General features: G+C 60.1%; 20 protein-coding genes. 15 read left to right on the top strand and 5 right to left on the bottom strand.

Features of this window, described 5'->3' with window-relative positions; genetic code table 11:
• Positions 1-4 precede the first annotated feature (4 nt).
• Positions 5-784, top strand: a complete 780-nt coding sequence (locus AC13EY_RS17105; protein ID WP_228246211.1) for a TatD family hydrolase — start codon at positions 5-7, stop codon at positions 782-784.
• 208 nt (positions 785-992) lie between these two features.
• Here the strand turns inward: AC13EY_RS17105 and AC13EY_RS17100 are convergent, their stop codons facing one another.
• Positions 993-2156 carry an aminotransferase class V-fold PLP-dependent enzyme gene (locus tag AC13EY_RS17100; protein WP_233049425.1) on the bottom strand — a complete coding sequence of 388 codons (1164 nt, stop codon included), beginning with the start codon at positions 2154-2156 and terminating at the stop codon, positions 993-995.
• Between the two features lie 188 nt (positions 2157-2344).
• On the opposite strand from AC13EY_RS17100, the gene AC13EY_RS17095 reads away from it, so the two are divergent.
• Positions 2345-2983, top strand: a complete 639-nt coding sequence (locus AC13EY_RS17095) for a TetR/AcrR family transcriptional regulator (protein WP_088275433.1) — start codon at positions 2345-2347, stop codon at positions 2981-2983.
• Between the two features lie 107 nt (positions 2984-3090).
• Positions 3091-4137, top strand: a complete 1047-nt coding sequence (locus AC13EY_RS17090; protein WP_233049864.1) for an amidohydrolase family protein — start codon at positions 3091-3093, stop codon at positions 4135-4137.
• On the opposite strand, the gene AC13EY_RS17085 is transcribed toward AC13EY_RS17090, so the two are convergent.
• Positions 4104-5762, bottom strand: coding sequence for a carboxylesterase/lipase family protein (locus AC13EY_RS17085; protein WP_233049426.1), 1659 nt, complete (start codon positions 5760-5762; stop codon positions 4104-4106). The genes AC13EY_RS17090 and AC13EY_RS17085 overlap by 34 nt on opposite strands.
• A gap of 208 nt (positions 5763-5970) precedes the next feature.
• Between AC13EY_RS17085 and AC13EY_RS17080 the strand changes: the two genes are divergently transcribed.
• The 8 genes from AC13EY_RS17080 to AC13EY_RS17045 all read left to right on the top strand — a co-directional run bounded on the left by AC13EY_RS17080 (position 5971) and on the right by AC13EY_RS17045 (position 17512).
• Positions 5971-6870, top strand: coding sequence for a radical SAM protein (locus AC13EY_RS17080; protein ID WP_233049427.1), 900 nt, complete (start codon positions 5971-5973; stop codon positions 6868-6870).
• Positions 6871-6878: 8 nt separating this feature from the next.
• On the top strand, positions 6879-7475 hold the full coding sequence (locus AC13EY_RS17075; protein ID WP_482876916.1) for a DUF4823 domain-containing protein: 597 nt from the start codon (positions 6879-6881) through the stop codon (positions 7473-7475).
• Between the two features lie 22 nt (positions 7476-7497).
• Positions 7498-8079 (top strand): DUF1285 domain-containing protein, encoded by a 582-nt coding sequence (locus AC13EY_RS17070; RefSeq protein WP_233049429.1) that lies wholly within the window; start codon positions 7498-7500, stop codon positions 8077-8079.
• Between the two features lie 255 nt (positions 8080-8334).
• Complete coding sequence (locus AC13EY_RS17065) at positions 8335-10488, top strand: adenosylcobalamin-dependent ribonucleoside-diphosphate reductase (RefSeq protein ID WP_233049430.1); 2154 nt, start codon at positions 8335-8337, stop codon at positions 10486-10488.
• 82 nt (positions 10489-10570) lie between these two features.
• Entirely contained in the window at positions 10571-11269 is a 699-nt protein-coding gene (locus AC13EY_RS17060) for a TSCPD domain-containing protein (RefSeq protein WP_088275359.1), read from the top strand.
• Positions 11270-11677: 408 nt separating this feature from the next.
• Positions 11678-12472, top strand: coding sequence for an alpha/beta fold hydrolase (locus AC13EY_RS17055; RefSeq protein WP_228246219.1), 795 nt, complete (start codon positions 11678-11680; stop codon positions 12470-12472).
• A gap of 53 nt (positions 12473-12525) precedes the next feature.
• A complete protein-coding gene (locus AC13EY_RS17050; RefSeq protein WP_233049432.1) occupies positions 12526-14598 on the top strand; it encodes a PQQ-dependent dehydrogenase, methanol/ethanol family in 2073 nt (690 codons plus the stop codon).
• Positions 14599-14806: 208 nt separating this feature from the next.
• Entirely contained in the window at positions 14807-17512 is a 2706-nt protein-coding gene (locus AC13EY_RS17045; RefSeq protein WP_482876912.1) for a LuxR C-terminal-related transcriptional regulator, read from the top strand.
• A gap of 182 nt (positions 17513-17694) precedes the next feature.
• Here AC13EY_RS17045 and AC13EY_RS17040 read toward each other — a convergent pair whose 3' ends face one another.
• Both AC13EY_RS17040 and AC13EY_RS17035 read right to left on the bottom strand, forming a co-directional pair.
• On the bottom strand, positions 17695-19068 hold the full coding sequence (locus tag AC13EY_RS17040) for a DUF1329 domain-containing protein (protein ID WP_338213738.1): 1374 nt from the start codon (positions 19066-19068) through the stop codon (positions 17695-17697).
• An 18-nt stretch (positions 19069-19086) separates the two neighbouring features.
• The gene (locus AC13EY_RS17035) at positions 19087-20886 is read right to left on the bottom strand and encodes a DUF1302 domain-containing protein (protein ID WP_373315001.1); all 1800 of its coding nucleotides are present in this window, start codon (positions 20884-20886) and stop codon (positions 19087-19089) included.
• A gap of 246 nt (positions 20887-21132) precedes the next feature.
• On the opposite strand from AC13EY_RS17035, the gene AC13EY_RS17030 reads away from it, so the two are divergent.
• A complete protein-coding gene (locus tag AC13EY_RS17030) occupies positions 21133-22605 on the top strand; it encodes a helicase HerA-like domain-containing protein (protein ID WP_338213737.1) in 1473 nt (490 codons plus the stop codon).
• Between the two features lie 57 nt (positions 22606-22662).
• On the top strand, positions 22663-24237 hold the full coding sequence (locus AC13EY_RS17025; RefSeq protein WP_228246224.1) for a DNA recombination protein RmuC: 1575 nt from the start codon (positions 22663-22665) through the stop codon (positions 24235-24237).
• 32 nt (positions 24238-24269) lie between these two features.
• Here the strand turns inward: AC13EY_RS17025 and rnk are convergent, their stop codons facing one another.
• Complete coding sequence (gene rnk / locus AC13EY_RS17020) at positions 24270-24677, bottom strand: nucleoside diphosphate kinase regulator (RefSeq protein ID WP_228246225.1); 408 nt, start codon at positions 24675-24677, stop codon at positions 24270-24272.
• Between the two features lie 288 nt (positions 24678-24965).
• On the opposite strand from rnk, the gene AC13EY_RS17015 reads away from it, so the two are divergent.
• Positions 24966-25823, top strand: coding sequence for an urease accessory protein UreD (locus tag AC13EY_RS17015; protein ID WP_269687617.1), 858 nt, complete (start codon positions 24966-24968; stop codon positions 25821-25823).
• A gap of 15 nt (positions 25824-25838) precedes the next feature.
• Entirely contained in the window at positions 25839-26141 is a 303-nt protein-coding gene (gene ureA, locus AC13EY_RS17010) for an urease subunit gamma (protein ID WP_088275341.1), read from the top strand.
• Positions 26142-26146 lie beyond the last annotated feature (5 nt).

Here is a 26146-nt window from a genome sequence, read left to right as displayed (position 1 = left end):
CTTCATGCTTATTGATTCGCACTGTCATCTGGATCGTCTTGATTTAACGCCCTACAACGGCTCCCTTGATGCGTTGCTGGATGCAGCTCGCGGCCGCGGTGTCGGCAAGTTTCTCTGTATCGGGGTCGATGCCGACAACGCTGCTACCGTGCAGCAACTGGCCGACAGCCATGCAGATGTGTTCTGCAGCGTCGGTATTCATCCGCTCGATCTCAAGGATGGCAAGGCGACCGATCTGGTCTGGCTACTCGAGCGACTGCAGCATCCGCGCACTGTAGCCATCGGCGAAACCGGGCTCGACTATCACTACCAGCCCGAGTTGGCCGAGCAGCAGAAAGCGTCCTTCGCCATTCATCTTGAGGCGGCGAAGCAGACGGGTAAGCCGGTGGTGATTCATACCCGCGCGGCACGCCAGGATACGCTGGAGATGCTGCGCGAGGCAGACCTTGCCAATGCCGGTGTGCTGCATTGCTTTACCGAAGACTGGGAGATGGCCCGGGCCGCGCTGGATATGGGCTATTACATTTCGCTGTCGGGCATTGTGACCTTTCGCAATGCCGACGCATTGCGCGAGGTGGCGCGTCAGGTTCCTGCTGACCGCTTGCTGGTTGAGACCGATTCTCCCTATCTGGCGCCGGTTCCCCATCGCGGAAAGTCGAACGAACCACAGTTTGTCTGTGAAGTGGCGGCATTTCTGGCCGAGTTGCGCGGTGAGGCCCTGGAACATTTCCGTGAGCAAACTACCGATAACTTCCATCGCTTGTTTCCTCTGGCGCAAAGCTGATTTCGAGGCAAAAAAAACCCGAATTCTGGGGGAGGAATTCGGGTTAAGACCATTAGGAGTGATACAGAGGCAGGGCAGTGCCTGCCAGCACAGGAGCAACACTTGGGGGGTATGTCGTTCCTGATAACTTCAGTATTGTCGAAATTGCCCTGCTTTCCAGCTTCATTTCCCGCGTTTATAAACTGATTTGGAATACGCTCTGCGTATTTTATCGTGAAGTGTTGTTATCTCTTTGCGAGGCAATCAGTGCTTCCAGCTGTTCGACCGCCCGCCGGAGGCAAGCGCTGCTGGTGTAGAAATGGGGTGACCAGCGAATACCACCGCCGCGCAGCGCGCAGATCACGCCCTGATCCATTAACTGGCGATGCAGCTCTTTTAGCGCAACGCCCTCAACTGAAAACGTCAGAATGCCCGATCGTCGTTCGTTGCTCAGATTGCTGAGTATGCGCACGCCCGGGATCGCCTCCAGCAAGCTGGCAAGCAGGCAGATGCGGCGGTCAAGCTCGGCAGCGACGGTATCCATGCCGATCTCAAGCAGCAGCGACAGGCTGGCTGACAGAGCTTGTTGAGCCAGGGTGTTTGGGCTGCCGGCCTCGAATCGCCGCGCCGAACGGGCCGGCTGCCAGTCGCAGCGATCATAATCGCCCATCGCCTCAACCATATGCCAGCCGTGCTGGGTCAGCTTCAGTTGATCCCGTACTCGACCGTGGCAATAGAACACGCCAAGGCCTTCCGGGCCGAGTAGCCATTTGTGGCCGTCGGCCATGGCAAAATCGCAGTCAATCGTCTGGACATCCAGTGGCTGCGCGCCGAGGGTCTGTATGGCGTCCACGCAAAACAGGACGCCGCGTTCGCGGCAGGCTTGACCAAGGCGTTCCAGATCCATGCGCAGTCCGCTGCCGTATTGCACGGAGCTGATGCTCAGCAGGCGGGTGCGCGGCGTCATCGCGTTGATCAGCGCCTGTTCCGGCTGGTTGCCCAGCGCTGCGCTGCAAACCCGAACGCCCTGGTCTGCCAATGCCTCCCAGGGAATGCGGTTTGAGGGAAACTCCTGATCGCTGATCAGAACTTCATCGCCGGGTGCCCAGGATAATCCCTGGGCGACAAAGGACAGGGCCTCGGAGGTGTTCTTGACCAGCGCGATGTCGCTGGCAGCGGGGGCATTAAGCAGGGCTTTAAGTTGCTCACGCAGGTGTTTTTCGGTCCGGCTCCAGCGCGGATAGTCGCGCGCACCCTGAATCAGGTTTTCGCGGGCGAAGGCGCTGACGGCGTCCGCTGCCCGCTTCGGCCAGGGAGCCACCGCGGCATGATTCAGGTAGCAGAGTTTCGGATCCTGCGGGAATTCATGCTGCCATTGCTGGTTGAGATCCATGTCGAGCCTCATGTGTGGTGCCATTTTGGCCAAAGATGGGACTGGCACGCGCGGTGATGCCTTAACAGGCCTTTTTCCCCATATTTAGACACATTTGAACCGGATAGTCAGCTTGTAAGCAAATCTGGGCAGCGAGTCATCAACTTGGCATAATGGGGCACTTTGCCAATTTGAATCCGGGTACCTTGATGCAGAAAGAGTCACGTAAAGTTCGCGAATTTCGTCGTCGTGAGCAGGAAATTCTCGATAGCGCGCTGCGCCTGTTCCTTGAGCAGGGTGAAGACAGTGTAACCGTCGAGATGATCGCAGACGAGGTTGGCATCGGCAAAGGGACCATCTACAAGCATTTCAAGTCCAAGGCAGAGATTTATCTGCGGTTGATGCTCGACTATGAGCGAGACCTGGCTGATTTGCTGCATTCGGAGTCCATCGAGCGCGACAAGGCGGCCCTCTCGCGGGAGTACTTCGCGTTTCGCATGAGCGACCCCGAGCGCTATCGGTTGTTTGACCGGCTGGAAGAAAAGGTGGTCAAGTCGAACCAGTTGCCGGCCATGGTCGAAGAGTTGCACAAGATCCGGACCTCCAATTTCAATCACATCACCGGTGTGATTCAGTCCCGTATCGATGATGGCAAGCTGGAAGATGTTCCTGCCTACTTCCATTACTGCGCAGCATGGGCGCTGGTGCACGGCGCGATGGCCATGTACCACTCGCCGTTCTGGCAGGACGTGATCAAGGATCAGGAGGGCTACATGCAATTTTTGATGGATGTAGGCGTGCGAATGGGCAACCGATTCAAACGCCGCAAGGACGGTGAGGAAGCCTAGCCCGCGCCTGGTGCTGAACTCCTGATTTGACCGGCAGTCTCAAACTGGGCAGCCATGTCAGGAGTCAGACCTTGCCCATCTTTCGCATACTTGCTGTAGGCGTGCTCATGCTGGGCACGTTGCCAGGCAACCCCGCCCAGGCGCGGGACTATCGATACACCGACGCCCACCTGCATTACGTTGATTTCTTTCAGGAGTCAGAAGGGGCGGACGCGCTTATTCAGGCCATGGACGCCGCCGGCGTCGATCATGCCATGATCAGTGGCGTGCCGGTTGCCAAGCAATGGCACGAGAATGAGCCCAAGCGCCCGCGCTATTACGCTGGTGACGATGGCGGCGCCTACTGGTTCAGTGCAACCGATGTGCTGGTCGCTGATGCGATTGCGTCGATGCCGGCGGAACAGCGTCGGCGGTTTCATCCCTTTCTATCCGGCTTCAATCCGAACGACAAGAACGCAGATGCCCACATCCGTCGCATGCTCGAGCTGTATCCCGGCTTTTGGCAGGGAATAGGCGAGGTATTTACCCGGCACGACGATCTGACAGCGTTGATCCATGGTGAACCACCGCGGGCCAACAGCGAGGCCATGCACCGGGTCTATGCGCTGGCCGCGGAGTATGATCTGCCGGTGCTGGTGCACAGCAATATCACCTCGCAGCGTGAGCGTAATCCGCTCTATCTGGCCGAAATGGAAGAGCCGCTGCGCAACCATCCGCGGGTACGCTTTATCTGGGCGCATGCCGGCACTAGCATGGAAATTCATCGCCATCAAACACAATTGCCGTTTTTATTGCCGACGTTGCGCCGGCTGCTGACCGCCTACCCGAATCTGTATATTGATCTGTCCTGGACGCTGCGCGAGCCCTATCTTCTTGACTCGGAAGGCAAGCCGGACCCTGACTGGGTTGCGCTGGTCGAGGATTTCCCCGAGCGCTTTATGCTCGGCTCGGATGTGGTGGGGCAGTTCGGCAGTATCGGAAAATATATGCGCGGGTTTGAGCCGTTTCTTGATGCGTTACCGGAAACGGTAGCGCGTGGGGTTGCACGGGATAACTTTCTCGCTATCTTGCCGAGCGCCGAGTGGCGATCGGCCCCGCCGGGCGAGGCCGATCTGGTCGATCAGCGCAATACCAGCGGCGGGTCAGCCCAGTAGCTGCAGTGGTGATAGCCCAGGAAGCCAAACGTATTTGCGTTGCTTGCGTTGGGTACGTCCAGCGTCATCAGGTTTCCGGTCGCTGCCTGCTGCCAGGCTGCTGCGACCCCGTCGGTGGTGTTGGGGTCGCCGGTTTTTGCGAACTGGGTCCAGTAGTCGACCATCTCGCCGGCCAGACTGTTCAGGTCATCCGGATCGCCGGTATAGCGCTGCTCCATGATGGCCTGTGGGTAGAGTACGTAAGGGATTTCCCCGGCGTGGGTGGCCCCCAGCGGGAAGCTCACAGCAAATGGCGGCACCAGGGTCCAGGGGGCGTCCTCGTCACGGAACCAGTACTGGAAGGTATTCATGCTGGCGCCGGCAAAGGTGCTGGCCTGCGAGTAGGCGTTGCAGGCGAACATGAAGTCGGTCCAGATACCGGACAGGGCTGCCTCGAAGGGTTTTGCCTCACCGTCAACAAAGTCCAGATAATCGGTGGCGATCTGGTCGTCGTCGAAGGGGATGCTCGCCTGGTAGGGCTGGAAGAACTCGGCAACGCGCTCACGGTATTCCGCCTCGTCATCAATAGGATCGCCTCCTACTTCATCCAGCGCGACGAACAGGGTGCCCTCGTTCTGGTTGCTGCCGATCATGATGTCGAGCGAGCTGTTGAAGTCGCCGTCGGCCAGTGCCTGCTGAATGGACTTGGGCAGCAAGTCGTCGTCCGGATCCACAACCGGGATTGACTGCGAGCCCTGGGCCGCCAGGAACGCCGATACCGGCAAGGAGCGCAGGCAGCTTGCAGCGGTCTCCGGGTCGGTGCAGCCGAGTCCATTGGCTACCGATGTGCCGAGGAACTGCGCTGTTGCCTTGGGCATCTGGAAGGGCGCATAGGAGCCGCTCTGGACAATGGCGCGCTGGAACAGGTCCGCCTCTTCAGCCCGGGGCGAGACTATGTGGCTCATCACGCTGTGGCCACCGGCGGACTCGCCGAAGATTGTGACATTGGCCGGATCACCGCCAAAGGCAGTGATGTTTTCCTTGACCCAGGCCAGCGCCAGCTGCTGATCCATCAGGGCAAAGTTACCGGCGTCGGATTCCAGGGCAGGGTGGGCCAGAAAACCGAGATTGCCAAGGCGATAATTGAGGGTCACGACGATAACGTCCTGTTCGACCAGGCGCGTCGGGTCGTACTCACCGCCGCCGTTACCAAACACGAAGGCGCCACCATGGATCCAGACCATCACCGGCAGATCCTCCGCTTCAGCGGGCGCATAAACGTTCAGGTACAGGCAGTCCTCGTTGCCTACCTGCTGGCCAGTGGTCAGATCGGACTGCGGGCAGCTGTTGCCGAACTCTTCGCTCAGTCTGAGTGTTGCACTTCTGCTGGCGGGTGGCTGCGGCGGGGCGAGGCGCAGGTCGCCAACCGGCGGCGCGGCGTAGGGAATGCCACGGAAGACGCGGATGCCGTCGTTGCTGATACCGACGACTTTGCCCTCGCTGGTTTCAATCGCCAGGGGGTTGGGGCCGTCGGCACCGCCACCGCCGCCACCTGACAGGCAGGCGGATAGCGTGAGGGCCGCGACGGCGACGGAAAGTAGCTTGAGTGTTGATGCCGAGGTCGGCGTCAGGCGAGCAGTACTCATTATTGTTGTCCTGTACTGTTTAAAAGATTGAGGCATATGCTGAAAGTGATCCGGCCTCAGGGCGAATGCGAGTTATGCGTATGCGTTGAAACTATATGTGAACTCTGTCACGCAGAGCTAAACACGTCCGGGTGGTTTGCTTCGCCAGTCAGACTGGCTATGATGTGCGGTTTTGTGCGGCTCAGCGCCGGGTACAGAGGAGAGGGGCATGGCTATGCAAGAGGCGTTTCCGGTCAGTTATATCGAGCCGGTTTTCCGCCCGCCGAGTGAGGCGCATTCGCTGATTTTGCCGGTGACCAACGGCTGTTCGTGGAACAAGTGCACGTTCTGTGAAATGTACACGGCGCCGCAGAAGAAGTTTCGTGCTCGCGACGAGGCCGAAGTGCTGGACGAGATTCGCCGGGTTGGCGAGCGCTATATTGTGAATCGCATTTTTCTCGCCGACGGGGATGCGATGGTCCTGCCGACCCATCGTTTGCTGCGGATTCTCGAAGCCATTGCCGAGCACATCCCGAGCGTCGAGCGGGTGACCTCGTACTGCCTGCCGCGCAATCTCAAGCGCAAATCGGTTGAAGAGCTGAAAGAGTTGCGTGAGGCCGGCCTGGCGATGCTGTATGTCGGTGCCGAGTCAGGTGATGACGAGGTGCTTGAGCGGGTTAACAAGGGCGAGACAGCCGCTTCGACAGCCGATGCCTTGATCAAGGCGGGGGAAGCTGGCTTGAAGCGTTCGGTGATGATCCTCAATGGCCTAGGCGGTCTGTCGCTTAGCAAGCAGCACGCGCTGAACTCCGCCAGATTGCTGAACCAGACCCAGCCGGAGTTCGTGTCGACGCTGGTCGTCAGTTTCCCCCAGGGGATGGAGCGATTCCGTGAGCGTTATCCGGATTTTGTCGAGTTGAATCAGCAGCAACTGTTCTCCGAGCTGCGCCAGTTCGTTGCCGAGCTGGCGCTGGACAACAGCACGTTTCGCAGCGACCATGCATCCAATGCCCTGGTCTTGAAGGGCGAGCTGGGGCAGGACAAGGACCGGTTGCTGGCGCAGATCGATCACGCCATCAGTCGGCCTGATCAGGCGGGCCTGCGTCCAGAATGGATGCGCGGACTCTAGGAGATGCTATGCGCTACGCATTGATGCTGTTGGCAGTGTTGCTACTGTCGGGCTGCATGAAGCCCTCCGATCTGCAGGATCAGGCCGGCTACTATCTGGGTGATGCCGGCGTGCTCAACCATTACCGCATCAAGCGCAGCAGCACCTGGGTTATTCAATCCGACTCCAAACTCTATATTGCCCAGGGGCATTTCCTGCCCGTCGGCAATCCCTATGCCCGTCCCAATGTGGTTGCCGAGGAAGCATTTGCCGCAGCCGTCGAAGTCTTTCCTGTTGTGCGCCGTGCCCAGCAGCCGCTGGGGCTGGAGGAGGCGCTGGCCGAGGCTCGCAGTTTCGGATACGACTACCTGCTCTACACACGGTTTGCCGCAGCAGATGATGCCGTGGGCAGTATCGAAGAGTGGGAAGAGTCCGGCCATTGGGGTGATCTCGGGCTGGATCGGGGCGTGCTGCAACTGATGCTGCTGGAGGTCGGCACCCGCCACCTGGTCGATTTTGCCCGTATCGAGACACGCGGTGGCTTCCTGCAGTTTTACAAGGCCTCGCCCGAAGACCTGCTGCGCCCGCCGCTGCAGGATTATACCGGTCAACTGCTGGGGCGCTGAGGGCGTCCGGTCAGGAGGAAAAATGTCCGATCGTGCACCGCCGCCGCAGTCGCTGCTCAATAGTCTGCCGCAGCGCGGAGAGTTGCAGCGCCGTGAGCCTGCGCCCGTGCATTTGTGGAATCCGCCGCTCAGTGGCGAGATGGATATGCGTATCGCCCGTGACGGCACCTGGTATCACGAGGGTGAACCGATCCGGCGCCTGGCGCTGGCGCAGCTGTTCTCAACCATCCTCAGGCTTGACCAAGACGCGCGCTACTACCTGGTAACGCCGGTGGAGCGCTGGGCGATCCAGGTCGACGACGCGCCCTTTGTCGCCGTCCGCCTGTCTGTCAGTGGCGAGGGTGAGCAGCAGCAACTGCTGTTTCATACCAGCCTCGAGGATGAGGTCCCGCTTGATGGGGAGCATCCATTGCGCGTTGAGCTTGATCCGCAATCCGGGGAGCCGTCTCCCTACATCAGAGTTCGCGCCAATCTGGACGCACTGATAAGTCGCACGGTGTTCTACGAATTGGCCGACCTGGCGGTTGAGGCCGAAGTCGCAGGTGTGCAGCGAATCGGTGTATGGAGTGGTGGCCGCTTCTTTCCGATAGACGGCGCCGATTAGGTGCGCGATCTTCGCCGGCGTGCCAGTACAGGGCACGCCGGGACAGTACTCTCCTGTTGTTAACGCTCTGCCTGGTTGTCAACCCGGAAAACACAAAAAAGCCTGTTTTTTTGATGTTGATATTTACCATATGTGGGTCTAGCATTGCCCGGAATGCACAACAAATAGTGTTTTGTCGGCCGGGATGCGTACAGGTCAAAAGCCTTTGCGTCAAGCCCTAGATGGTGGTTCAGGTCGCGTTTTCAGGAGACAGAAATGAGTCAAACAGCCAAGGTGCAGCGCCTGCATAATGTGGTGACCAGCATCCCTTTGCAGCCCGCGTCAGAAGACATTTGGGATACCAAATACCGCCTCAAGACCAAGGATGGCAAAGCCATCGACAAGTCGGTTGACGAGACGTTTCAGCGTGTCGCTCGTGCCCTGTCCGAGGTGGAAGCACCGGAGCTGCGCGAGGAGTGGTACGAAAAGTTTCTCTGGGCACTGCGTCACGGCGCGATTCCGGCTGGCCGTATTACCTCCAACGCCGGGGCACTTGAGCACAAGCCGGCGACCTCGACGATCAACTGCACCGTGTCGGCGACCATCGGCGATTCGATGGACGACATTCTCGCCAAGCTGCACGAAGCGGGTCTGACTCTCAAGGCCGGTTGCGGTATCGGTTACGAGTTCTCCACCCTGCGTCCGAAGGGCGCCTATGTCTCCGGCGCCGGTGCCTATACCTCGGGCCCGCTGTCGTTCATGGATATCTACGACAAGATGTGCTTCACCGTATCCTCTGCCGGTGGCCGTCGTGGAGCCCAGATGGCGACATTCGATGTCGGTCATCCGGACGTGATGGACTTTATTCGCGCCAAGCGCGAAGGCGGCCGTCTGCGCCAGTTCAACCTGTCATTGCTGATCACTGAAGAGTTCATGAAGGCGGTTGAGGCCGATGCCGACTGGCAGCTGGCGTTCCCGCTGAATCAGGCCGAGATGGAAGCCGATGGCGTTGACGTCAACGATGCGGAACAGGTGATCTGGCGCGAGTGGCCGAGCAACGAGCGCTATGTCAGCCGCGCGGATGGCCTGGTTGCCTGCCGTATCTTCCGCACCATGAAAGCGCGTCGTATCTGGGACATGATCATGAGTTCCACCTACGACTTCGCCGAGCCCGGCTTCATCCTGATTGACCGTGTCAACGAGATGAACAACAACTGGTTCTGCGAGGAGATTCGCGCAACCAACCCCTGTGGTGAACAGCCGCTGCCGCCCTATGGCGCCTGCCTGCTGGGTTCGATCAATCTGACGCTGTTCGTTCGTGATCCGTTCACTGAAAAGGCCCGGTTTGACTGGGACGAGTACCGTCGCGTTGTCGACATCTTCACCCGTATGCTGGACAACGTGGTCGAGATCAACGGCCTGCCGCTGGAGCAGCAGCGCAACGAGATCTACCGCAAGCGCCGTCACGGTATGGGCTTCCTGGGCCTTGGCTCGGCCATGACCATGCTGCGCATGAAATACGGTGAGGCCGCCTCCCTGGAGTTCACCGAGCAGGTGTCCCGCGAGATGGCCATGCAGGGCTGGCGTACCGGTCTGGCGCTGGCAGAGGAAAAGGGCGCCGCGCCGATCATGGACGAAGAGTTTGTGGTGACCGAGGCGATGCTGTCCAAGCGTCCGGAAATGGTTGCTGACGGTATCAAGGCCGGTGACAAGGTCGCTGGCAAGGTGCTGTGGGCCAAGTACAGCCGCTATATGCAGCAGGTGGCAGGCGAAGATGCCGAGCTGGCCGCTGCACTGGCCGAGAAAGGTTCGCGCTTTACTCACCACAGCTCTATCGCGCCTACCGGTACTATCTCGCTGTCGCTGGCCAATAATGCTTCCAACGGTATCGAGCCGAGCTTCGCGCACCACTATTTCCGCAATGTGATCCGCGAAGGCAAGAAGTCGAAAGAGAAAGTTGACGTGTTCAGCTTTGAACTGCTGGCGTACCGGCATTTCATCAATGCTGATGCGCTGCCGAGCATGGACGCCGAGTCGCGCAACCTGCCGGAGTACTTCATCGCCGCTGATGACGTGTCCCCGACTCAGCACGTTGACGTACAGGCCGCGGCTCAGAAGTGGATTGACTCGTCGATCTCCAAGACGGCGAACGTGCCGACCGACTACCCGTATGAGTCCTTCAAGGACATCTACATGTACGCCTTCCACAAGGGGCTGAAGGGTTGCACGACCTTCCGTTTCAACCCGGAAGCATTCCAGGGCGTACTGGTCAAGGAACAGGATCTGGCCAACACCACCTACCGCTTCAAGCTGGACGATGGCACCTTCATCGAAGCCAAGGGTGGCGACGAGATCGAGTATGATGGCGAGCTGCACACCGCCGCCAACCTGTATGACGCCCTGAAAGAAGGCTACTACGGCAAATTCTGAACCCGTGCCGCTGCGGCGGCACACGGTAGTTCGCAAACCTGATGAACCGGCCACGCCCAGGCGTGGCGAGGAAGTGAAAGACATGGCACTGAAGATCAACAGCAAGATTGTCGACTATGCTGTAGTCAAACCCGATGAACCGGCCAAGGCCCCGGAAGCCAAGGCTGCTCCGGCGATCGAGGAAATGCACGAGAAGCTCAAGCGCCCCGAGTTTCTTGAGGGCTCGACCTACAAGATCAAGACTCCGACCTCGGAGCACGCGATCTATGTCACCATCAATGACGTCGTGCTCAACTCCGGCAGCGACCACGAGAGTCGTCGTCCCTTCGAAATCTTCATCAACTCCAAGAACATGGAGCACTATCAGTGGATTTCAGCCCTGACGCTGATTATCTCTGCTGTGTTCCGCAAGGGCGGTGACTGCACCTTCCTGGTTGAAGAGCTGCGCAGCGTGTTTGACCCCAAGGGTGGTTATATGAAGCGCGGTGGCCGCTGGAGCCCCTCGCTCGTCGCTGAAATCGGCGACGTGCTGGACCAGCATCTCAAGCGCATCGGCATGATCAAGGACGAGATGGACGATCACCAGCAGGCGTACCTTGAGCAGAAGCGCGCCGAGTTCGCCAATCTCAAGCCCCAGGCGCAAACTGAAGCCGACTGCGACGACAGCGCCAACGCCTATCCTGAAGGTTCGCAGATGTGCGGCAAGTGCCACACCAAGGCCGCGATCCAGATGGACGGCTGCCTGACCTGCCTGGCTTGCGGCGACAGCAAGTGCGGTTGATCAAACCTGCTCGCAGTGTCTGAAAAACGCGCCCTCAGGGGCGCGTTTTTTTGACCTGAAAGCAGCAAGCAGCAAGCTGCAAGCTTCAAGCCAAAAGCCAAAAGCCAAAAGCCTGGGTTTGGTGTGGTAGCTTGGCTGCCATCGGGTACAGCCCAAACTGAAAGTCAGGGTCTGCCGTGCAACAGGCGGTAAGGTCTTGCTCTTTGCTCAACCACAAACGCAAACTCTTGGCTTCCAGCTTGTTTTTGCTTGAAGCTTGAAGCTTGAAGCTTGTGGCTTGTGGCTAGCCTCAGCCGCTTGCCGCTGTAGCCATCCATTCATCCTCCCCATATCCCCCAACAGGGGGGCTGAACCTGCAGGGTTCCTGACCCTAGCATCAGGCTCCGACATTCAACGCGGGGTCTGTTCATGGCTTACCTGACGGTAAATAACGTTCGTCTGCACTTCGAGCGCTTCCCCCAGCCGGGCAAGCCGGTTCTGGTTCTGAGCCATTCACTGTTTTTTGACTGGCGGATGTTTGAGCCGCTGATCGAGTTGCTGCACCCGTATTTCGAGATCATTGCCTACGATCACCGGGGGCAGGGCTTGAGTAGTCGCAGCGGGCCGCTCGACATGGATTCGCTCACCGAGGATTTGGCAGCTCTCATCGATCTTCTTGACCTTGCGCCCTGTTACGTTGCAGGCAACTCCATGGGGGGCTTCGTTGCCTTGCGCCTTGCTGCCCGTTATCCCGAGCGTCTGGCGGGGTGCATAGTGATGGGCAGCAGCGCCGATCGGGAGCACCAACTGGCCGAGTTCGAGCCGCTGGTCAATCAGCTGGCTGCCGAAGGTGCCGCCGATCAGGTCGATACCCTGATGTACATCATGTTCGGGGATCAGACCCTGCGCAGCCCCGAGCACGCGGCGCTGTGCGCTCGGTGGCGTACGCACATGCGCAAGTTGGGGCCGGATATCGGCGTAGCTGCCAGGGAGGTCATCCATCGCGCCTCCGTACTCGATGAACTTGCCGGCCTGCGTGTGCCGCTGCTGGTCCTGGCTGGCGCTGAAGACCATGCCTACAGCACGGCGCTATCCGAGCAGATAGTCGAACGCAGTGGGCGCGGGCAGTGCAGGGTGATTTCGGCGGCCGGTCACTCGCTGGCGCTGGAGCAGCCGGCACAGGTTGCCGATGCGATTCGCCAGTTCGCTGCCGATGCCGTCTGAACGTCAATAAACAGATCAACGACAACAATAACGACAACAGAAGAGTCATGCCCATGAAGAAGTTGATTGCCTTTCCCCTGGTGGCGTCATTATGTGTGCTGGCGACTGCCGCACCCGCGGTTACAGTGGATAACGCCGCGATGCTGACGGTAGAAACCGATGGCAGTGAGTGGTTGAGCTACGATCGGACCTGGTCGCAGCAGCGCTTCAGCCCGCTGCAGCAGATCAATACCGGCAATGTTGATCAGCTTGGGCTGGCGTGGTCCATTGATCTGGACAATACCCGCGGGCTGGAAGCGACACCGCTGTATCACGATGGCGTGCTGTACACGTCGCTTTCCTGGAGTCGAGTAATGGCGGTGGATGCCGAGAACGGCAGCATTCTGTGGAGCTATGATCCCGGCGTAGACCGTGCACGGGGGCGCCAGGCGTGCTGTGACGCGGTCAATCGCGGCGTCGCACTGTGGAAGGGCAAGGTATACGTCGGTACGCTCGACGGCAGGTTGATCGCGCTGGATGCCAAAACCGGTAAGCCGGTCTGGACCCGGGAAACAGTCGACAGGGAGAAGCCCTACACCATTACCGGCGCGCCCCGTGTACTCAATGATATGGTCCTGATCGGCAACGGTGGCGCAGAGTTTGGTGTGCGCGGCTATTTCTCGGCCTATGATGCGGCGACCGGCGACATGCGCTGGCGTTTCTACACCGTACCGGCAGACCCGGCCCAGGGGCCGCAAGCCTCGCCTGCGCTGGAAAAGGCGCTGCCGACCTGGAGCGAGAAAACCCGCTGGGATCTCGGTGGCGGCGGCACCGCCTGGGACAGCATGGCCTATGATCCGGCATTGAATCTGCTGTATGTGGGCACCGGCAATGGCTCTCCGTGGAATCGCGAGGTTCGCAGCCCTAGCGGCGGCGACAATCTGTATCTGTCATCCATCCTGGCCCTGCGCCCCGAGACAGGCGAACTGGTATGGCACTACCAGACTACCCCGGGGGATAGCTGGGACTATACCGCAACCCAGCAATTGACCCTTGCCGAGCTGGAGATCGACGGCAAGCCGCGTCAGGTCATCATGCAGGCCCCGAAGAACGGCTTTTTCTATGTGCTTGACCGGGCGACCGGAGAGCTGCTGTCTGCCGAGAAGTTCGGCAAGGTGACCTGGGCAGAGCGTATTGACATGGCAACCGGGCGTCCTGTCGAGGCGCCAAATGCGCGTTACGAAACCGAGCCGGCACTGATCTGGCCAAGCCCTTTCGGCGCACACAACTGGCATTCGATGTCCTACAGCCCGCTTACCGGACTGGTGTATCTGCCCTATCAGGAGATACCTGCGACCTACGCCAACGAGGGCGGAAACTTCGTTGTACGTAATGCCTTCAACACCGGAGCCGGCCTGGAAAACCGGGGGCTTCCGCGCGAGTATGCAACCGGTGCCCTGATTGCCTGGGACCCGGTCAAACAGGCACCAGCCTGGCGGGTGGAACGGCCCAACCACTGGAACGGTGGCACTCTGGTGACCGCAGGTAATCTGGTTTTTCAGGGTACCTCGGCAGGTCAACTTGAGGCCTACAGTGCTGACGCGGGGCAGCCGCTTTGGCAATTCTCCACACAGACCGGCGTCATTGCCGCGCCCATGACCTATCGTCACAACGGCGAACAGTACATTGCCCTGATGGCAGGATGGGGCGGCGCTGCGGCGTTGTTTGGTGGCGATGCAGCCGTTGCTGTCGGCACGCGGAACGTCAGTCGCATGCTGGTGTTCAAGCTGGGTGGCAAGGCCGCGTTGTCGCCGGCACCGCTGCAGCAGCAGCTCGATCGGGTCCCGCAGCCGGTGGTCGCTGCCGCCACTGACATCAGCGCAGGGGCCGACCTGTATGCCACTTACTGCATGGTCTGTCACGGCGCTGGAGCAGTTGGCGGCGGCGTCATCCCGGATCTGCGTCATTCTTCCGACGCCGTTCGCGATGCCTGGGAAGCCATCGTTTTGCAGGGTGCGTTCAGCGGCAAGGGTATGGCCTCGTTTGCGGACAGCCTGTCAGCAGAGCAGGCCCGCCAGATCAAGCTGTACGTGATGCAGCGTGAATACGAGAGCGCCTTGCCAACCACTCAGGTCGAAACCGAGTGAGCCGTTGGCGTTCAGTCTGTGACTGGTGATGCTGATTGAGTATTTACTCTAAACAGTGCCGTTCGTATGATGGGGTGGCTGGCAATGGCGGTCACCCCTTCTCTCTGGCGCTGTTGCCGTGCGCTGTGCTGCCGCTCTGCTAGGGTAGGTAGTGGAATAACAAAAAGAGGCTGTCGCAGGCAGCCCGTGCTCGGCATGGATCGAATTCATGAACAGGAATCGCGTGGAATGGATTGCTCCGCAATCCTCCCCCGGGCAGGACGGGGGCAACGATCTACCGGTGTTGCTGACGACCAAAATCACCCCACCGCGTCGTGGCCGAGGCGTTCTTCCTCGTCCACGTCTTGAGCAGCTTGCCGAGCGACTGACCGAGCGTCGCGTCGCCATTGTCGAAGCGCCACCGGGGTACGGGAAAACCACGCTTGCCGGCATTTGGGCCGAGCGTCTCTCCAGTTTGGGTCAGGGTGTTGCCTGGTTGTCGCTGGATGCCGATGACAACAACGCCCACCGTCTGTTGTATTACCTCTGTGCTGCCATCAATCATGTGCTTCCTTCAGTTGCCTGCAGCTGCCTTGCGCGGGCCCTGAGCCCGTCGGCAGGCAGTGCGCAGTCACTGGCAAGCCTGTTGCTCGCCGATCTGGAGCAGAGTGCGCAGCCGCTTACGATCTTTTTCGATGATTACCACTGCATTGGCGATGACGTGCTGATTGAGGCGCTGCGTTGTCTGGTTCAGCGGGCTCCCGAGCATGTTCATCTGGTATTCATTGGCCGCAAGGATTTGCCTGAGGCGATTGTCGAGCATTGTTATGCCGATGATCGACTGGATATCGACGTGGCGCTGCTGCGGTTCGACGCTGATGAAACCCGCGACCTGCTGCGCAAGGGCGGGCTGCAGCCGGAACAGGGCGGTGACTTGTGCAGCATCCAGCAGGCCGCTGACGGCTGGATAGCGGCGTTGCGAGCGTACCTGCTGGCGCCGGCACCGGGTAGTGGGCGCTATATGCCACGCAGTATCAGCAATCTGTTTGACGAGTTGCTGGGCCAGCTGGATGTCGATACCTGTCGAGCGCTCTGCTCGGTTGGGCTGCTGGAGAAGTTCAGCCTGCCGTTGCTGCGCAGCCTGCTGGGTGACTCTGCGGCAGAGGCGCTCCTGCAGCTTTTGCGGCGACGTCAGTTATTCCTCAATGTGCTGGACGAGCAGGACAGCTGGTTCAGCCTGCACCCGTTATTTCGCGAGCACCTGCGCAGCGCCTGTCTGGCCCGGGATGACGTTGCGGCGCGGCAGTTCCTGCTGGGTGCAGCCCGATGGTTCGCCGAGCGCCAGCTCTGGTTCGATGCGATCCAGCTTGGGATGTTGAGCGGCGATGTGGAGCAACTGCGAGAATGGATTCAGGAATGTGCTACCACCCTGATGGAACAGGGTGACTTCAGCACCCTGGTACTGATGGAAAAACGCTGGAAGATGCAGTCGGGTGATAGCTCGCTGGCGCTCAAGGTCACCCGTGCCTGGGCGATGGGGCTGGCGCTGGAGTACGCCTCGGCCATGCGCCTTGCCGAGGAGCTGGAGGCAGAGGTTCAACAGCTTGATGCGGGAGAGGAAGCCGCCGCACTGCATTGGGAGGTGCAGGCCATCAAGGCCATGCTCTGGGCGCTTGATGATCGCTACGGCCTGGCAGCGCCGGTCGCCGATGCCTGCATCAGCTCCGGCCTTGGCAGCCCTTGGGCTCGCAACGTATTGCTCAATATCCTCTGTGGTGCGCACATGCGCGCCTGCCGCTGGGACCAGTTATACGCATTGCCCCCGACCCAACTCCTGCAGCAGGGAAATGGTGGCTACTTCCTGCATGAGTGCTACCGCAAATCGCTGTACGCCCTGAGTGAGTTCTATCAAGGACGCATCGTTCAGGGCATGGCGACGCTGGATGGACTGCTGGATCAGGCCGACGAGTTATTCGCCCCGGATTTGCGTCGGCCCAATCCGGTATTGACTGCATTGCCCAAGGGGTTGGGAGCCTTCGGTCATTACCTGCGCGCAGAGTATGCAGAAGCAGACATAAAGCTGCAGGAGGCGTTGCCCTACATCAAGACCGGCAGCTTTATCGAATGCACCGCATTTGCCTGCATGACGCAGGTGCGGCTGTTGGCTCATCAGTCGCGTTTTGCCCAGGCGCGCCGGGTGCTGGACGAGCTTGAGTCGCTGGCCCTGGAGCGGCGCTGGCCCAGGCTGCAGGCGCGTGCGCTGCTGGAGCGGGTCAGACTGCACCTGATTGAGCGCAAGCCGCGTGAGGCCAATGTCTGCAGTGCCATGCTGCAGCAACTTGCGCGGCTCGATTGGCCCGATCAATGGGTTGATCGAGCCTACTTTGCATTATTGTCCCGCCTTTGGCTGGCACTGGATCTGGAACGTTGTGATTCCGCAGTGCTTGATGAGGCGCTGGCGATGCTGCAGCAAATGCGCACCAGCGAGATCTGGATGTATTACGTTGAACTGGGCATCGTTACTGGCGTGCTGTTGAGCCGCGAGCGCGGTGTCGCCAGTGCCGCTGCGCTGCTGGAGTCGGTCGTTGGTATTGTCAGGGACACAGGAATGGTAAGTCTGCTTGGCGACCTGCCCGGGCATGATATTGGCGCATTGTTCGCGCGTTACTGCCCGCCTGATCTGCAGCTTCAGCTTGCCGACATGCTGGGGCTGGATACGCCGGTGGAGGAAGGCGGCGGAAACGGTGCGTTGCTGACGCTGACCGTCAAGGAGCGGCAGGTTATTCAGTTGGTGGCCGAAGGCAAGTCGAACAAGCAGATAGCGCGTGATCTCAACGTCACACCCGAGACGATCAAGTCACACATGAAGAACATCTTCGCCAAACTCAAGGTCGACAATCGCGCCCAGGCTGCGGTGATGGTGCAGCAGGCTTAGTGGCGACAGCCACAAGCCGCAAGCAAAAGCAAAAGCAAAAAGCCGGCAGTGGTGGCTGGCAGCAGGAGCAGTGCGGTGGAGTGGAGGCGATCAGCTTGCCGCTTGAAACTTGCGGCTTGCAGCTCCGAGAGGAGCCCCCTGTCGCCCGGAGCAGCGGAAACGACAGGGGGAGAGGGTGGATATCAGCGGATACCCGAGGCGCGCAGTGCGTTGGGAGTGAAGTCGGCAGACGACGCCTTGAAGCTGAAGTCGTAGGGCTTGCGTTCTTCGTTGGTCATGCCCAGCGCCATGTAGCGTCCGTTCTGCAGGTCGTACAGCGTTTCCAGAGCGTATCCGGGGATTTTCAGATCGAAGCGTTGCAGAGCCATCGCTTCCGCTACGCGCCACAATCCCCCGCGGCCATCGTAGTGGTCGATAGCACCAGCTAGCCAGTTATCCTCGTCGATAAAGAAGTGGCGCTTGGCGTAGACGTGACGCTGGCCTTCCTTGAGGGTGGCTTCCACTTCCCAGACGCGGTGCACTTCGTAGCGCACCAGATCCTGGTTGATATGGCCCGCCTGGATGATGTCATCGTACTTCAACTCGCGTGAGGCAAGAGCGAAGTTGTTGTACGGGATCAGCAGTTCACGCTTGCCAACCAGTTTCCAGTCGTAACGGTCGGGCGAGCCGTTATACAGGTCGTAATTATCGGAGACCCGGGTGCCGTCCGCACCGAACGCCGGTCCGTCATAGGCCACCTGGGGTGCGCGACGCACGCGGCGTTGGCCGGCGTTGTAGATCCAGGCGGCGCGCGGCTCCTCGACCTGGTTGATATTCTCGTGCACCAGCAGTACGTCACCGGCCAGGCGTGAGGGCGACAGGATACGCTGGGTGAAGTAGAACATCAGGTTATCGGAGATCTTCGGGCCGTAATCGGTCAGTGCGGTAGCAAAGCTGTACGCATCCTGCAGAATCACCATGGTGTTCGAACCATTGGCCTGCGGGGTTGCCTGCGCGATAACGCGGGTAAAGCTGCCACCGCGATAGCGGGTGATGTGGTTCCAGATAACCTCCACACCGTTTTGCGGAATCGGGAAAGGATAGGCCGTGTCGAAGTTTTCTAGGCCGTTTCCGCCCTCGGCCAGTTGTGTATTGACGGCGTTGCGGGCGACCGCGTCAAACACCTCTTGCGGCACGGTAGCGCTGCGGTTGGTTTGGAAGACCCGCATGCGATAGGTATCAGGGTAGCGTCTGAGCATGGCCTTCTGGCCTTCGGTCAGCATGTCCGCATACTGATCCATATTCGCCGCAGTGATGGTGTATTGCGGCTGCTCGCCGGCGAAGGGGTCGCCAAAAAAACCGTCGGCGTCGACCGGCGCCGCATCGGTTGCCATGCCGCCGGTCCAGGCGGGAATGGTGCCGCTGGCGTTGCCGGCACGTTCGGCGCCCATCGGGGTAAGGGTGGTCTGCAGCTTAGCCGCCTCTTCCGGAGAGACGGCTGCGCTGACCGACAGCGCAAGGGCGCTGAGCATGGCGCCACCGAGAATCTGCAGGGATCGTTTGTGAATCGGTTTCATCGCTTGCTCCGTTTCTTATTAGAAGTTAACGCCGACGCTGACAGCAACGAAGTCGCGGTCAGTGTTGGGGTTGTAGTCGCCACCGAAGAAGTTGGTGTAGTTGATGCTGGCGTTGTACTTGTTGTTGTACACCCCGGTCAGGCCGACGCTGGCGGCCATGGAGCCTTCAACAAAGTTCGGACCGGTGCCGTCAACGTCGTGTGAGAACGCGAAGCTGGGCTTGAGCGCCACGCCCGCGAAGCCCTCGTACTCCATGTTGACCAGGGCGCGGTAACCCCAGGAGCTGCTGGTGTAGAAGCCGTCGTACGTGCAGTCCGATGGGTTGGCAGTGTTAAGCACGCCCTCGCATGCCCCGAACGGCAGTGGCCCGGAGCCATATAGTGAGTCGCGGCCGTAGCGCAGTTCATCCAGGCCTTTCTTGATGCCGCTGACGTGGTTGTAACCGACTTCGCCGATGACGGTCATGCTGCGCGCGCCGAGGATATTGTCAAAAATACGGACAGCCGTAACCTGCGCCTGGGTGACAGGCAAACGCTTGTAGCCCTGAATGATGGTGCCGGGGGGAATGGCTACGCCGAGAACAGCTCCGGGCACGTGGCCACTGGTGTTCAGCGGCGTAACGGCATTATCGAGGGCTGCACCGGTCAGATCGTAGGAGTTGATCTGGACTGGCTGGTTTGGTCGGTAGCTGAGCTCGCCGGACAGCGCAGTACCGCCAACGTTGGTCTGGAAGCTGACACCGTAGATCCGGATGTCCTCCGGGTAGGCGAGGAAATAATTACCCAACAGGGCCACGTCAACTTGCCCGGTCTGGGAATTGGGCTCTGCACCAATGACCGTCTGGCCGCCAGCTGCGATAGTGTTATAGGTTGGCAGGCGGCTGTGAATGTTCATGAAGTACAGGCCGAACTCGGTCTGATTCAGCTGCTCGGCGTAGTAGCGGAACGATACGCCAAATTGTCCGTCGTCCCTGGCGTCTACGTCGCCGGCGCGCGGTACATAGACAAAGGTTGGATCGCCGTTGGCACCGTTTTGGCTTCCCCCAACGCCGACCTGGTAGCAACCGTCAGCCAGGGTATCGCTCGGCGCGAAGAAGGTACCGCAGTTGTCGATGACCGTCTGATCCCACTCCAACTGGTAGAAGGCTTCCATCCCGAGATTTTCAGTCAGGCTCTGGGATAGGTAGAGCATGTTGACCGGAATAAGGCCTTCCTTGATCTCCGCGCCGGGTCGACGGAAGGCGGCCGCGTCGATCGGGTTGATGCTGTTGATGCCATTCTGAATGAAGGTACTTTCACCCCAGCTCACCACCTGCCTGCCGATGCGGACCGAGCCCGGCATGTCGCCAATGGCATAGTTGTGGTAGAGGAACGCATCGAGCAGCTGCACTCCGGAGGCCTGGGCCGCGGTCTTGCGATTGTCATCGTCGATGTCGTACAGATCCTGGTGCCCGTCCTTAAGCTCGAAGTCGTACCAGTATTTTCCGCGCAGGAAGACGCCGGTATTACCGTATTGCAATGACAGGTCGTGGATGCCTTTGAAAATGGTCGAGAAGGCATCGCCCTTGTCGAAGTTCAGGCGATTGTCGTCGGTGTTGGCGGCGTTGGCGTTGCCACCGTTGTTGGCCCAGATCAGGTCCTTGTCCGGGCTGGCGGTTGCCCAGCTGGAGCCGATGGAAATGCTGGAGTCGAATTGGCCTTCGATTTCACCGATGTCGAATCGCACCGCATGCGCAGGCAGTGCGGAAGCCATTGCGATGGCGACAACCATGGGTTTGAGGCTGCAGGTCAGAAACGTTCTTGTTGTTATGTTCTTCATGTTGTCCTCGCGCCGGGCGCTTGTTGTTATTGAGGATCCCAGGCTCGCAGCAGTGACGGGACGCCGTTCTGCCGCAGGATCTCATTGTAGTCCGATAGGTTTCGTGTTTATACCCCCCCTAATGGGGGGTGATGGGGCGTGGGGCGAGGTGCGTTCGGCCTGCAACGGGTAGGTCAGCTTGCGTCGCTGGCGACCTGGTTCATAATGCCTGCGGGGCGTCCGTCCCGGTTACCAGGAGAGAGGCTGATGACTATTTCCCCGCTGCTGATAGGTGGCAATCAGGCTGGCGGCGTGGCGATTGAGCCGCGCATGGCCAATCGTCACGGGTTGATTGCGGGCGCGACCGGCACCGGTAAGACCATTACGCTGCAGGTGTTGGCGCAGGCCTTTTCGCAACTGGGTGTCCCGGTGTTGGTGCCCGATATCAAGGGTGACTTCTCGGGCATCGCGAAACCGGGTGTGGTATCGGAAAAGCTGCAGCAGCGCGCCCTGCGTGTAGGTATTGACGCTCTGGAGCCCAAGGGTGCGCCGGTGGTGTTTTGGGATGTGTATGGCGAGAAGGGGCATCCGCTGCGTCTGACCATTTCCGAGCTTGGCCCGCAACTGCTGTCGCGGTTGTTGGGGCTGAATGAAACCCAGAGCGGCATCATCGATATTCTGTTCCGGGTCGCTGATGATCAGGGCTGGCTGCTGCTCGACATGAAAGACCTGCGGGCGATGCTCAATCATGTCCACGAGCTCCGTGCCGAACTGGGGCCGCGTTACGGCAATATCTCACCGGCCAGCGTCGGCGCTATCCAGCGCTCGTTGCTGCGTCTGGAACAGCAGGGCGGGGAGCCGTTGTTTGGCGAGCCTGCCGTCTCGCTGGATGACTTTCTCCAGGTCGACGAGCACGGTCAGGGCGTGGTCAATATCCTGCATGCCGAGCGCCTGTATAGGGAGAGCCCGCTCGGCTATGCCTGTGTCCTTCTGTGGCTGCTGTCCGAGCTGTTTGAGCAGCTGCCGGAGGTTGGTGATGCCGACAAGCCCCGGTTTGTGCTGTTCTTTGATGAGGCGCACCTGCTGTTCAATGACACCCCTAAGGCGCTGCTGGATCGGATTGAACAGGTCGTGCGGCTGATCCGCTCCAAGGGTGTGGGCGTGTACTTCGTTACTCAAAGCCCGCTCGACCTGCCGGATGCCGTGCTGGCGCAGCTAGGCAACCGGGTGCAGCACGCGCTGCGCGCGTTTACTCCGCGGGACCAGAAAGCAGTCCGTGCTGCGGCCCAGACTTTCCGCACCAACCCGGATCTGGATACCGAAGCCGTGATCACTGCTCTGGGCGTGGGTGAGGCGCTGGTCTCGGTGCTGGATGAAAAAGGCTCGCCGTCCATCGTGCAGCAGATCTGGGTGCGACCGCCGGACAGTCAGATGGGGCCGATTACGGACGCCGAGCGCGCTGCCATGCTCGCCTCCTCACCGCTCAAGGGCGTGTACGACGAGCCGGTTGATCGCGAGTCTGCCTATGAATTGCTGCAACAGCAGGCCGAGCGTTCGATGTCGGAAGAAAAACCGGAAACGCGCAAGCAGGGCACCACGCGCAGCCGGCGTGAAAAGAGCATGGCCGATGAAGTGACGGACATGATCACGTCGTTTGGCCGCAGCGCCATGCGTTCCATCGGCACTCAGCTTGGTCGACAGATTGTGCGCGGGCTGCTGGGGTCGCTGCGCAGCCGCTAAGGCGGTTACATTCCAGTGCGCGCGCAGGGATAATGGCGGCAGTTAAAGGAGAATTGCATGCCCGCGCTTGATCTGACTCTGTTGTTACCTGTGCTTTCCCTCGCATTGCTGGCTGGCTGGGGGCTCACTGCCTGGCTGTTGATGCGCCGCAGCAGCGCGCTGCAGGAGCAGCTTGCCGAGGTGCAGGCGCAGCTCGGGGAGGCGCAGATTACCGCGCAGCAGGCCCAGCTGGAGCTGCATCAGCAGGGCAGTGAGCGCGGCGCGCAGCTGACTCGCATTGAGCATCTTCAGGAGTCCCTGGCCGAGCTGCGTGAGCAGCAAAAGTTGCTGCAATCAAGGCTCAGCGAACAGCAGGCCCAGCAGCAGCACTGGCAACTTCAGGCCGAGCGCGCACAGACGCTGGGGGCAGAGCAGGGGCGTCAGCTGGATGAGCTGCGCAGCGAGCGTCAGCGTCTGCAGGGCCGTTTGGATGCAGTGCAGAGTGAGTATGAAGACCTCAAGGTTCGTCACTCGACCCTCGAAAGCTCCCTCGAGCAGCGCCAGCAGCACTTTGCCGAGCAACAGCAACTGCTCAAGGACAGCCGTGAGCAGCTGAAGATGGAGTTCGAACAGCTGGCGGGCAAGATCTTCGAAGCCAAGGGGCAGGCCTTTTCCCAGACCAGTCAGCAGTCGCTGGATGCGCTGCTGAAACCCTTCCGTGAGCAGATCGACCAGTTCCGCGCCAAGGTCGAGGATATCCACCACAAGGACACCCAGCAGCAGGCCACCCTGGCGGCAGAGCTCAATCATCTCAAGGAGCTGAACCGTCAGATTACCCAGGAAGCGCATGATCTCAGCACCGCGCTGCGCGGCCAGAAAAAGACTCAGGGTAATTGGGGGGAGCTGATTCTGGAGAACGTGCTGGAACGCTCTGGGCTGCGCGCCGGCAAGGACTTCCAGCGCGAGGTCAGCATCAACAACGCCGAAGGCAAACGCCAGCGCCCCGACGTGCTGGTCTATCTGCCGCAGGACAAACACCTGATCATCGACGCCAAGGTGTCGCTCAACGCCTACACCCGCTATATCAACAGCGAGGACGAGGCCGAGCGGCGCATTGCCCTGGGTGAGCACGTGCAGTCGGTCAGTGATCGTATTCGTGAGCTGTCGGATCGCAACTACTTTGAGCTGCCGGGGCTGAATGCGCCGGAGATGGTGTTTATGTTCATCCCCATCGAATCGGCCTTTGTTGAGGCGCTGAAGGCGGATGAGAGCCTGTTCCAGAAGGCGATTGAACAGAATGTGCTGGTGGCGACTCCAACCACGTTGCTGACCAGTCTGAATATCGTGCGCCAGCTGTGGCGCTTTGAAGACCAGAACCGGCACACCGCGGAGCTGGCCGACCGGGCCGGCAAGATTCACGACAAGCTGCGCACCTTTCTGTCCAGCATGGACGGCATTGAAAGCAGTCTGGACAAGGCCTCGCAGGCCTATCGCAAGGCGCGGGACCAGCTGGTCGACGGACGCGGCAACCTGGTCAAGCAGGTCAACGAGTTCAAGGAACTGGGCGTCTCGGTCAAGGCGGAACTCAGTGAAGAGTGGACCGATCGCGCTGCGCTCGAGTTGTCCCATGAACGCAGCGAAGAAATGCCCTGATACGGTGCATTGCCCCGGTCAGGGGCAATCACTCAGAGGTGGAAGTCACCGTTGGCTTCCGGCTGATAGAGCACATCAATGATCTTCAGGCGCAGGGGGCGGCCGGCCGGACCCTGCCAGTTGATGCTCTGGCCGATCTTCAGGCCGAGCAGCGCCATGCCAACCGGTGCCAGCACGGAAATGGTGCCGGGACGGCCCGCCTGATCCGGGTAGACCAGGGTCAGCACAAACTCCCGATCGCTGGCCTCGTCAATGAAACGCACCGTCGAGTTCATCGTAACCACGTCCTTGGGGATCTGCTTGTGGCTGATGACGCGTGCGCGCAGCAGTTCGTCCTCAAGCGCTTCGAGCATTTCCAGCGGGGCCGGTATATCGGCCATTACCTTTTCCAGGCGTTGAACATCCAGACGGGTCAGGACGATTGCAGGGGATTTGTTCATGGCGAACGGCACTACTCCTTGATCAGAGTTGGGTAAAAATGAGGTAAGGGAAAACGTCGACAGGACGCCGACCCGTCGACCCTACCAGATTGGCGCGCAGTTGCAAGGCGGTGAGTGTTTCTAATTGTGCTTCATAATGGTGCATGCAAAAGCTGTCCAAATGGTCAGTGATTCATATCGGTGCACTGATGGCTGCGCTGTCCTCGTGCGTCCCCCGGAACCCGGGACTCCTTATGTGGCATGGCACTTGCTCTGTAAATCGGGATTATTGATTGGGAATGAGCACGCATGACACACGCCTGGCACCTGGAGCAGCATGACAGCGCTTTGAACTGGCAGGCCGGTTTGCGGCTGGGCTTTGTGCGTTCCGGTGCGCGTACACAACTTGCCCATACCAGTCATCGAGGCCCGCTGCGCGTGCAGCGTCCGTTTACCCCGGAAGGGTTGGACTGCCCGCATCTGTATATTCTGCATCCGCCGGGTGGGCTGGTCAGTGGTGACAATCTGCGTCTGCAGGCCGACATGCAGGAGAACGCTTGTGCTGTCCTGACTACGCCATCCTCCGGCAAGTTCTACCGTGCCCGTGATAACGGCACCCTGCAGGTACAGCACAATCGCTTTACGTTGGCGGCTGGCAGCAGTCTGGAGTATCTGCCGCAGGACACCATCGCCTTTGAGGGCTGCCACGCGCGCATGATTACCCGCATCGATCTCGCCGTGGACGCTCGCTGCGTGGCTTGGGATCTGCTCTGTTTGGGCCGCCCTGCAGCGGGAGAGGGCTTCAGCTATGGTCAGGTAGACCAGCGGCTGGATGTCTGGCGCGATGGCCGGCCGATCTATATCGAGCGCAACCAGTTCATTGGTGGCGACCCGCTGCTGGAAGCCCGCTGGGGGCTTGGCGGCTGTGGCGTCAGTGGTACCTGGCTGGCGACCGTGCAGCTGGACCGCCAGCAGATGGATGATCTGCGTGACAGCCTGACCGACTGCCCGGAGCTGGCGCTGACCCAGCGCAACGGGCTGCTGATCGGCCGTTATCTTGGCCTGCATGCCGAGCATGCGCGTAATACCTTTATTCGTCTGTGGCGGCAGTTGCGTCCGTTGATCAACGGGCGGGAACCCTGCGCACCACGCATCTGGAACACTTGAGATGGAGCCCTCTTCATGGAGCTGACCCCCCGCGAGAAAGACAAGCTGCTGTTGTTTACCGCCGCGCTGCTGGCCGAGCGCCGGCTGGCCCGTGGCGTAAAGCTGAATTACCCCGAGTCGATGGCCTATATCAGCGCTGCCATCATGGAAGGCGCGCGCGATGGTCGCAGCGTAGCCGAGATGATGAGTTATGGCCGCACGCTGCTGACCCGCGAGCAGGTGATGCCCGGTGTGCCGGAGCTGCTCGCCGAGGTCCAGATCGAAGCCACCTTCCCGGACGGCACCAAGCTGGTCACCGTTCATAACCCGATTCCCTGAGGAGC

It is taken from the genome of Halopseudomonas sp. L-58 (assembly GCF_056859475.1).
The sequence above is the reverse complement of the archived record's forward strand: the minus strand, read 5'-3'. Positions and strand labels throughout refer to the sequence as shown.

Coding starts and splice junctions, on each gene's coding strand:
- AC13EY_RS17105 (WP_228246211.1), top strand. CDS start 5: ATGCTTATTGATTCGCACTGTCATCTGGATCGTCTTGATTTAACGCCC.
- AC13EY_RS17100 (WP_233049425.1), bottom strand. CDS start 2,156: ATGGATCTCAACCAGCAATGGCAGCATGAATTCCCGCAGGATCCGAAA.
- AC13EY_RS17095 (WP_088275433.1), top strand. CDS start 2,345: ATGCAGAAAGAGTCACGTAAAGTTCGCGAATTTCGTCGTCGTGAGCAG.
- AC13EY_RS17090 (WP_233049864.1), top strand. CDS start 3,091: ATGCTGGGCACGTTGCCAGGCAACCCCGCCCAGGCGCGGGACTATCGA.
- AC13EY_RS17085 (WP_233049426.1), bottom strand. CDS start 5,762: ATGAGTACTGCTCGCCTGACGCCGACCTCGGCATCAACACTCAAGCTA.
- AC13EY_RS17080 (WP_233049427.1), top strand. CDS start 5,971: ATGGCTATGCAAGAGGCGTTTCCGGTCAGTTATATCGAGCCGGTTTTC.
- AC13EY_RS17075 (WP_482876916.1), top strand. CDS start 6,879: ATGCGCTACGCATTGATGCTGTTGGCAGTGTTGCTACTGTCGGGCTGC.
- AC13EY_RS17070 (WP_233049429.1), top strand. CDS start 7,498: ATGTCCGATCGTGCACCGCCGCCGCAGTCGCTGCTCAATAGTCTGCCG.
- AC13EY_RS17065 (WP_233049430.1), top strand. CDS start 8,335: ATGAGTCAAACAGCCAAGGTGCAGCGCCTGCATAATGTGGTGACCAGC.
- AC13EY_RS17060 (WP_088275359.1), top strand. CDS start 10,571: ATGGCACTGAAGATCAACAGCAAGATTGTCGACTATGCTGTAGTCAAA.
- AC13EY_RS17055 (WP_228246219.1), top strand. CDS start 11,678: ATGGCTTACCTGACGGTAAATAACGTTCGTCTGCACTTCGAGCGCTTC.
- AC13EY_RS17050 (WP_233049432.1), top strand. CDS start 12,526: ATGAAGAAGTTGATTGCCTTTCCCCTGGTGGCGTCATTATGTGTGCTG.
- AC13EY_RS17045 (WP_482876912.1), top strand. CDS start 14,807: ATGAACAGGAATCGCGTGGAATGGATTGCTCCGCAATCCTCCCCCGGG.
- AC13EY_RS17040 (WP_338213738.1), bottom strand. CDS start 19,068: ATGAAACCGATTCACAAACGATCCCTGCAGATTCTCGGTGGCGCCATG.
- AC13EY_RS17035 (WP_373315001.1), bottom strand. CDS start 20,886: ATGAAGAACATAACAACAAGAACGTTTCTGACCTGCAGCCTCAAACCC.
- AC13EY_RS17030 (WP_338213737.1), top strand. CDS start 21,133: ATGACTATTTCCCCGCTGCTGATAGGTGGCAATCAGGCTGGCGGCGTG.
- AC13EY_RS17025 (WP_228246224.1), top strand. CDS start 22,663: ATGCCCGCGCTTGATCTGACTCTGTTGTTACCTGTGCTTTCCCTCGCA.
- rnk (WP_228246225.1), bottom strand. CDS start 24,677: ATGAACAAATCCCCTGCAATCGTCCTGACCCGTCTGGATGTTCAACGC.
- AC13EY_RS17015 (WP_269687617.1), top strand. CDS start 24,966: ATGACACACGCCTGGCACCTGGAGCAGCATGACAGCGCTTTGAACTGG.
- ureA (WP_088275341.1), top strand. CDS start 25,839: ATGGAGCTGACCCCCCGCGAGAAAGACAAGCTGCTGTTGTTTACCGCC.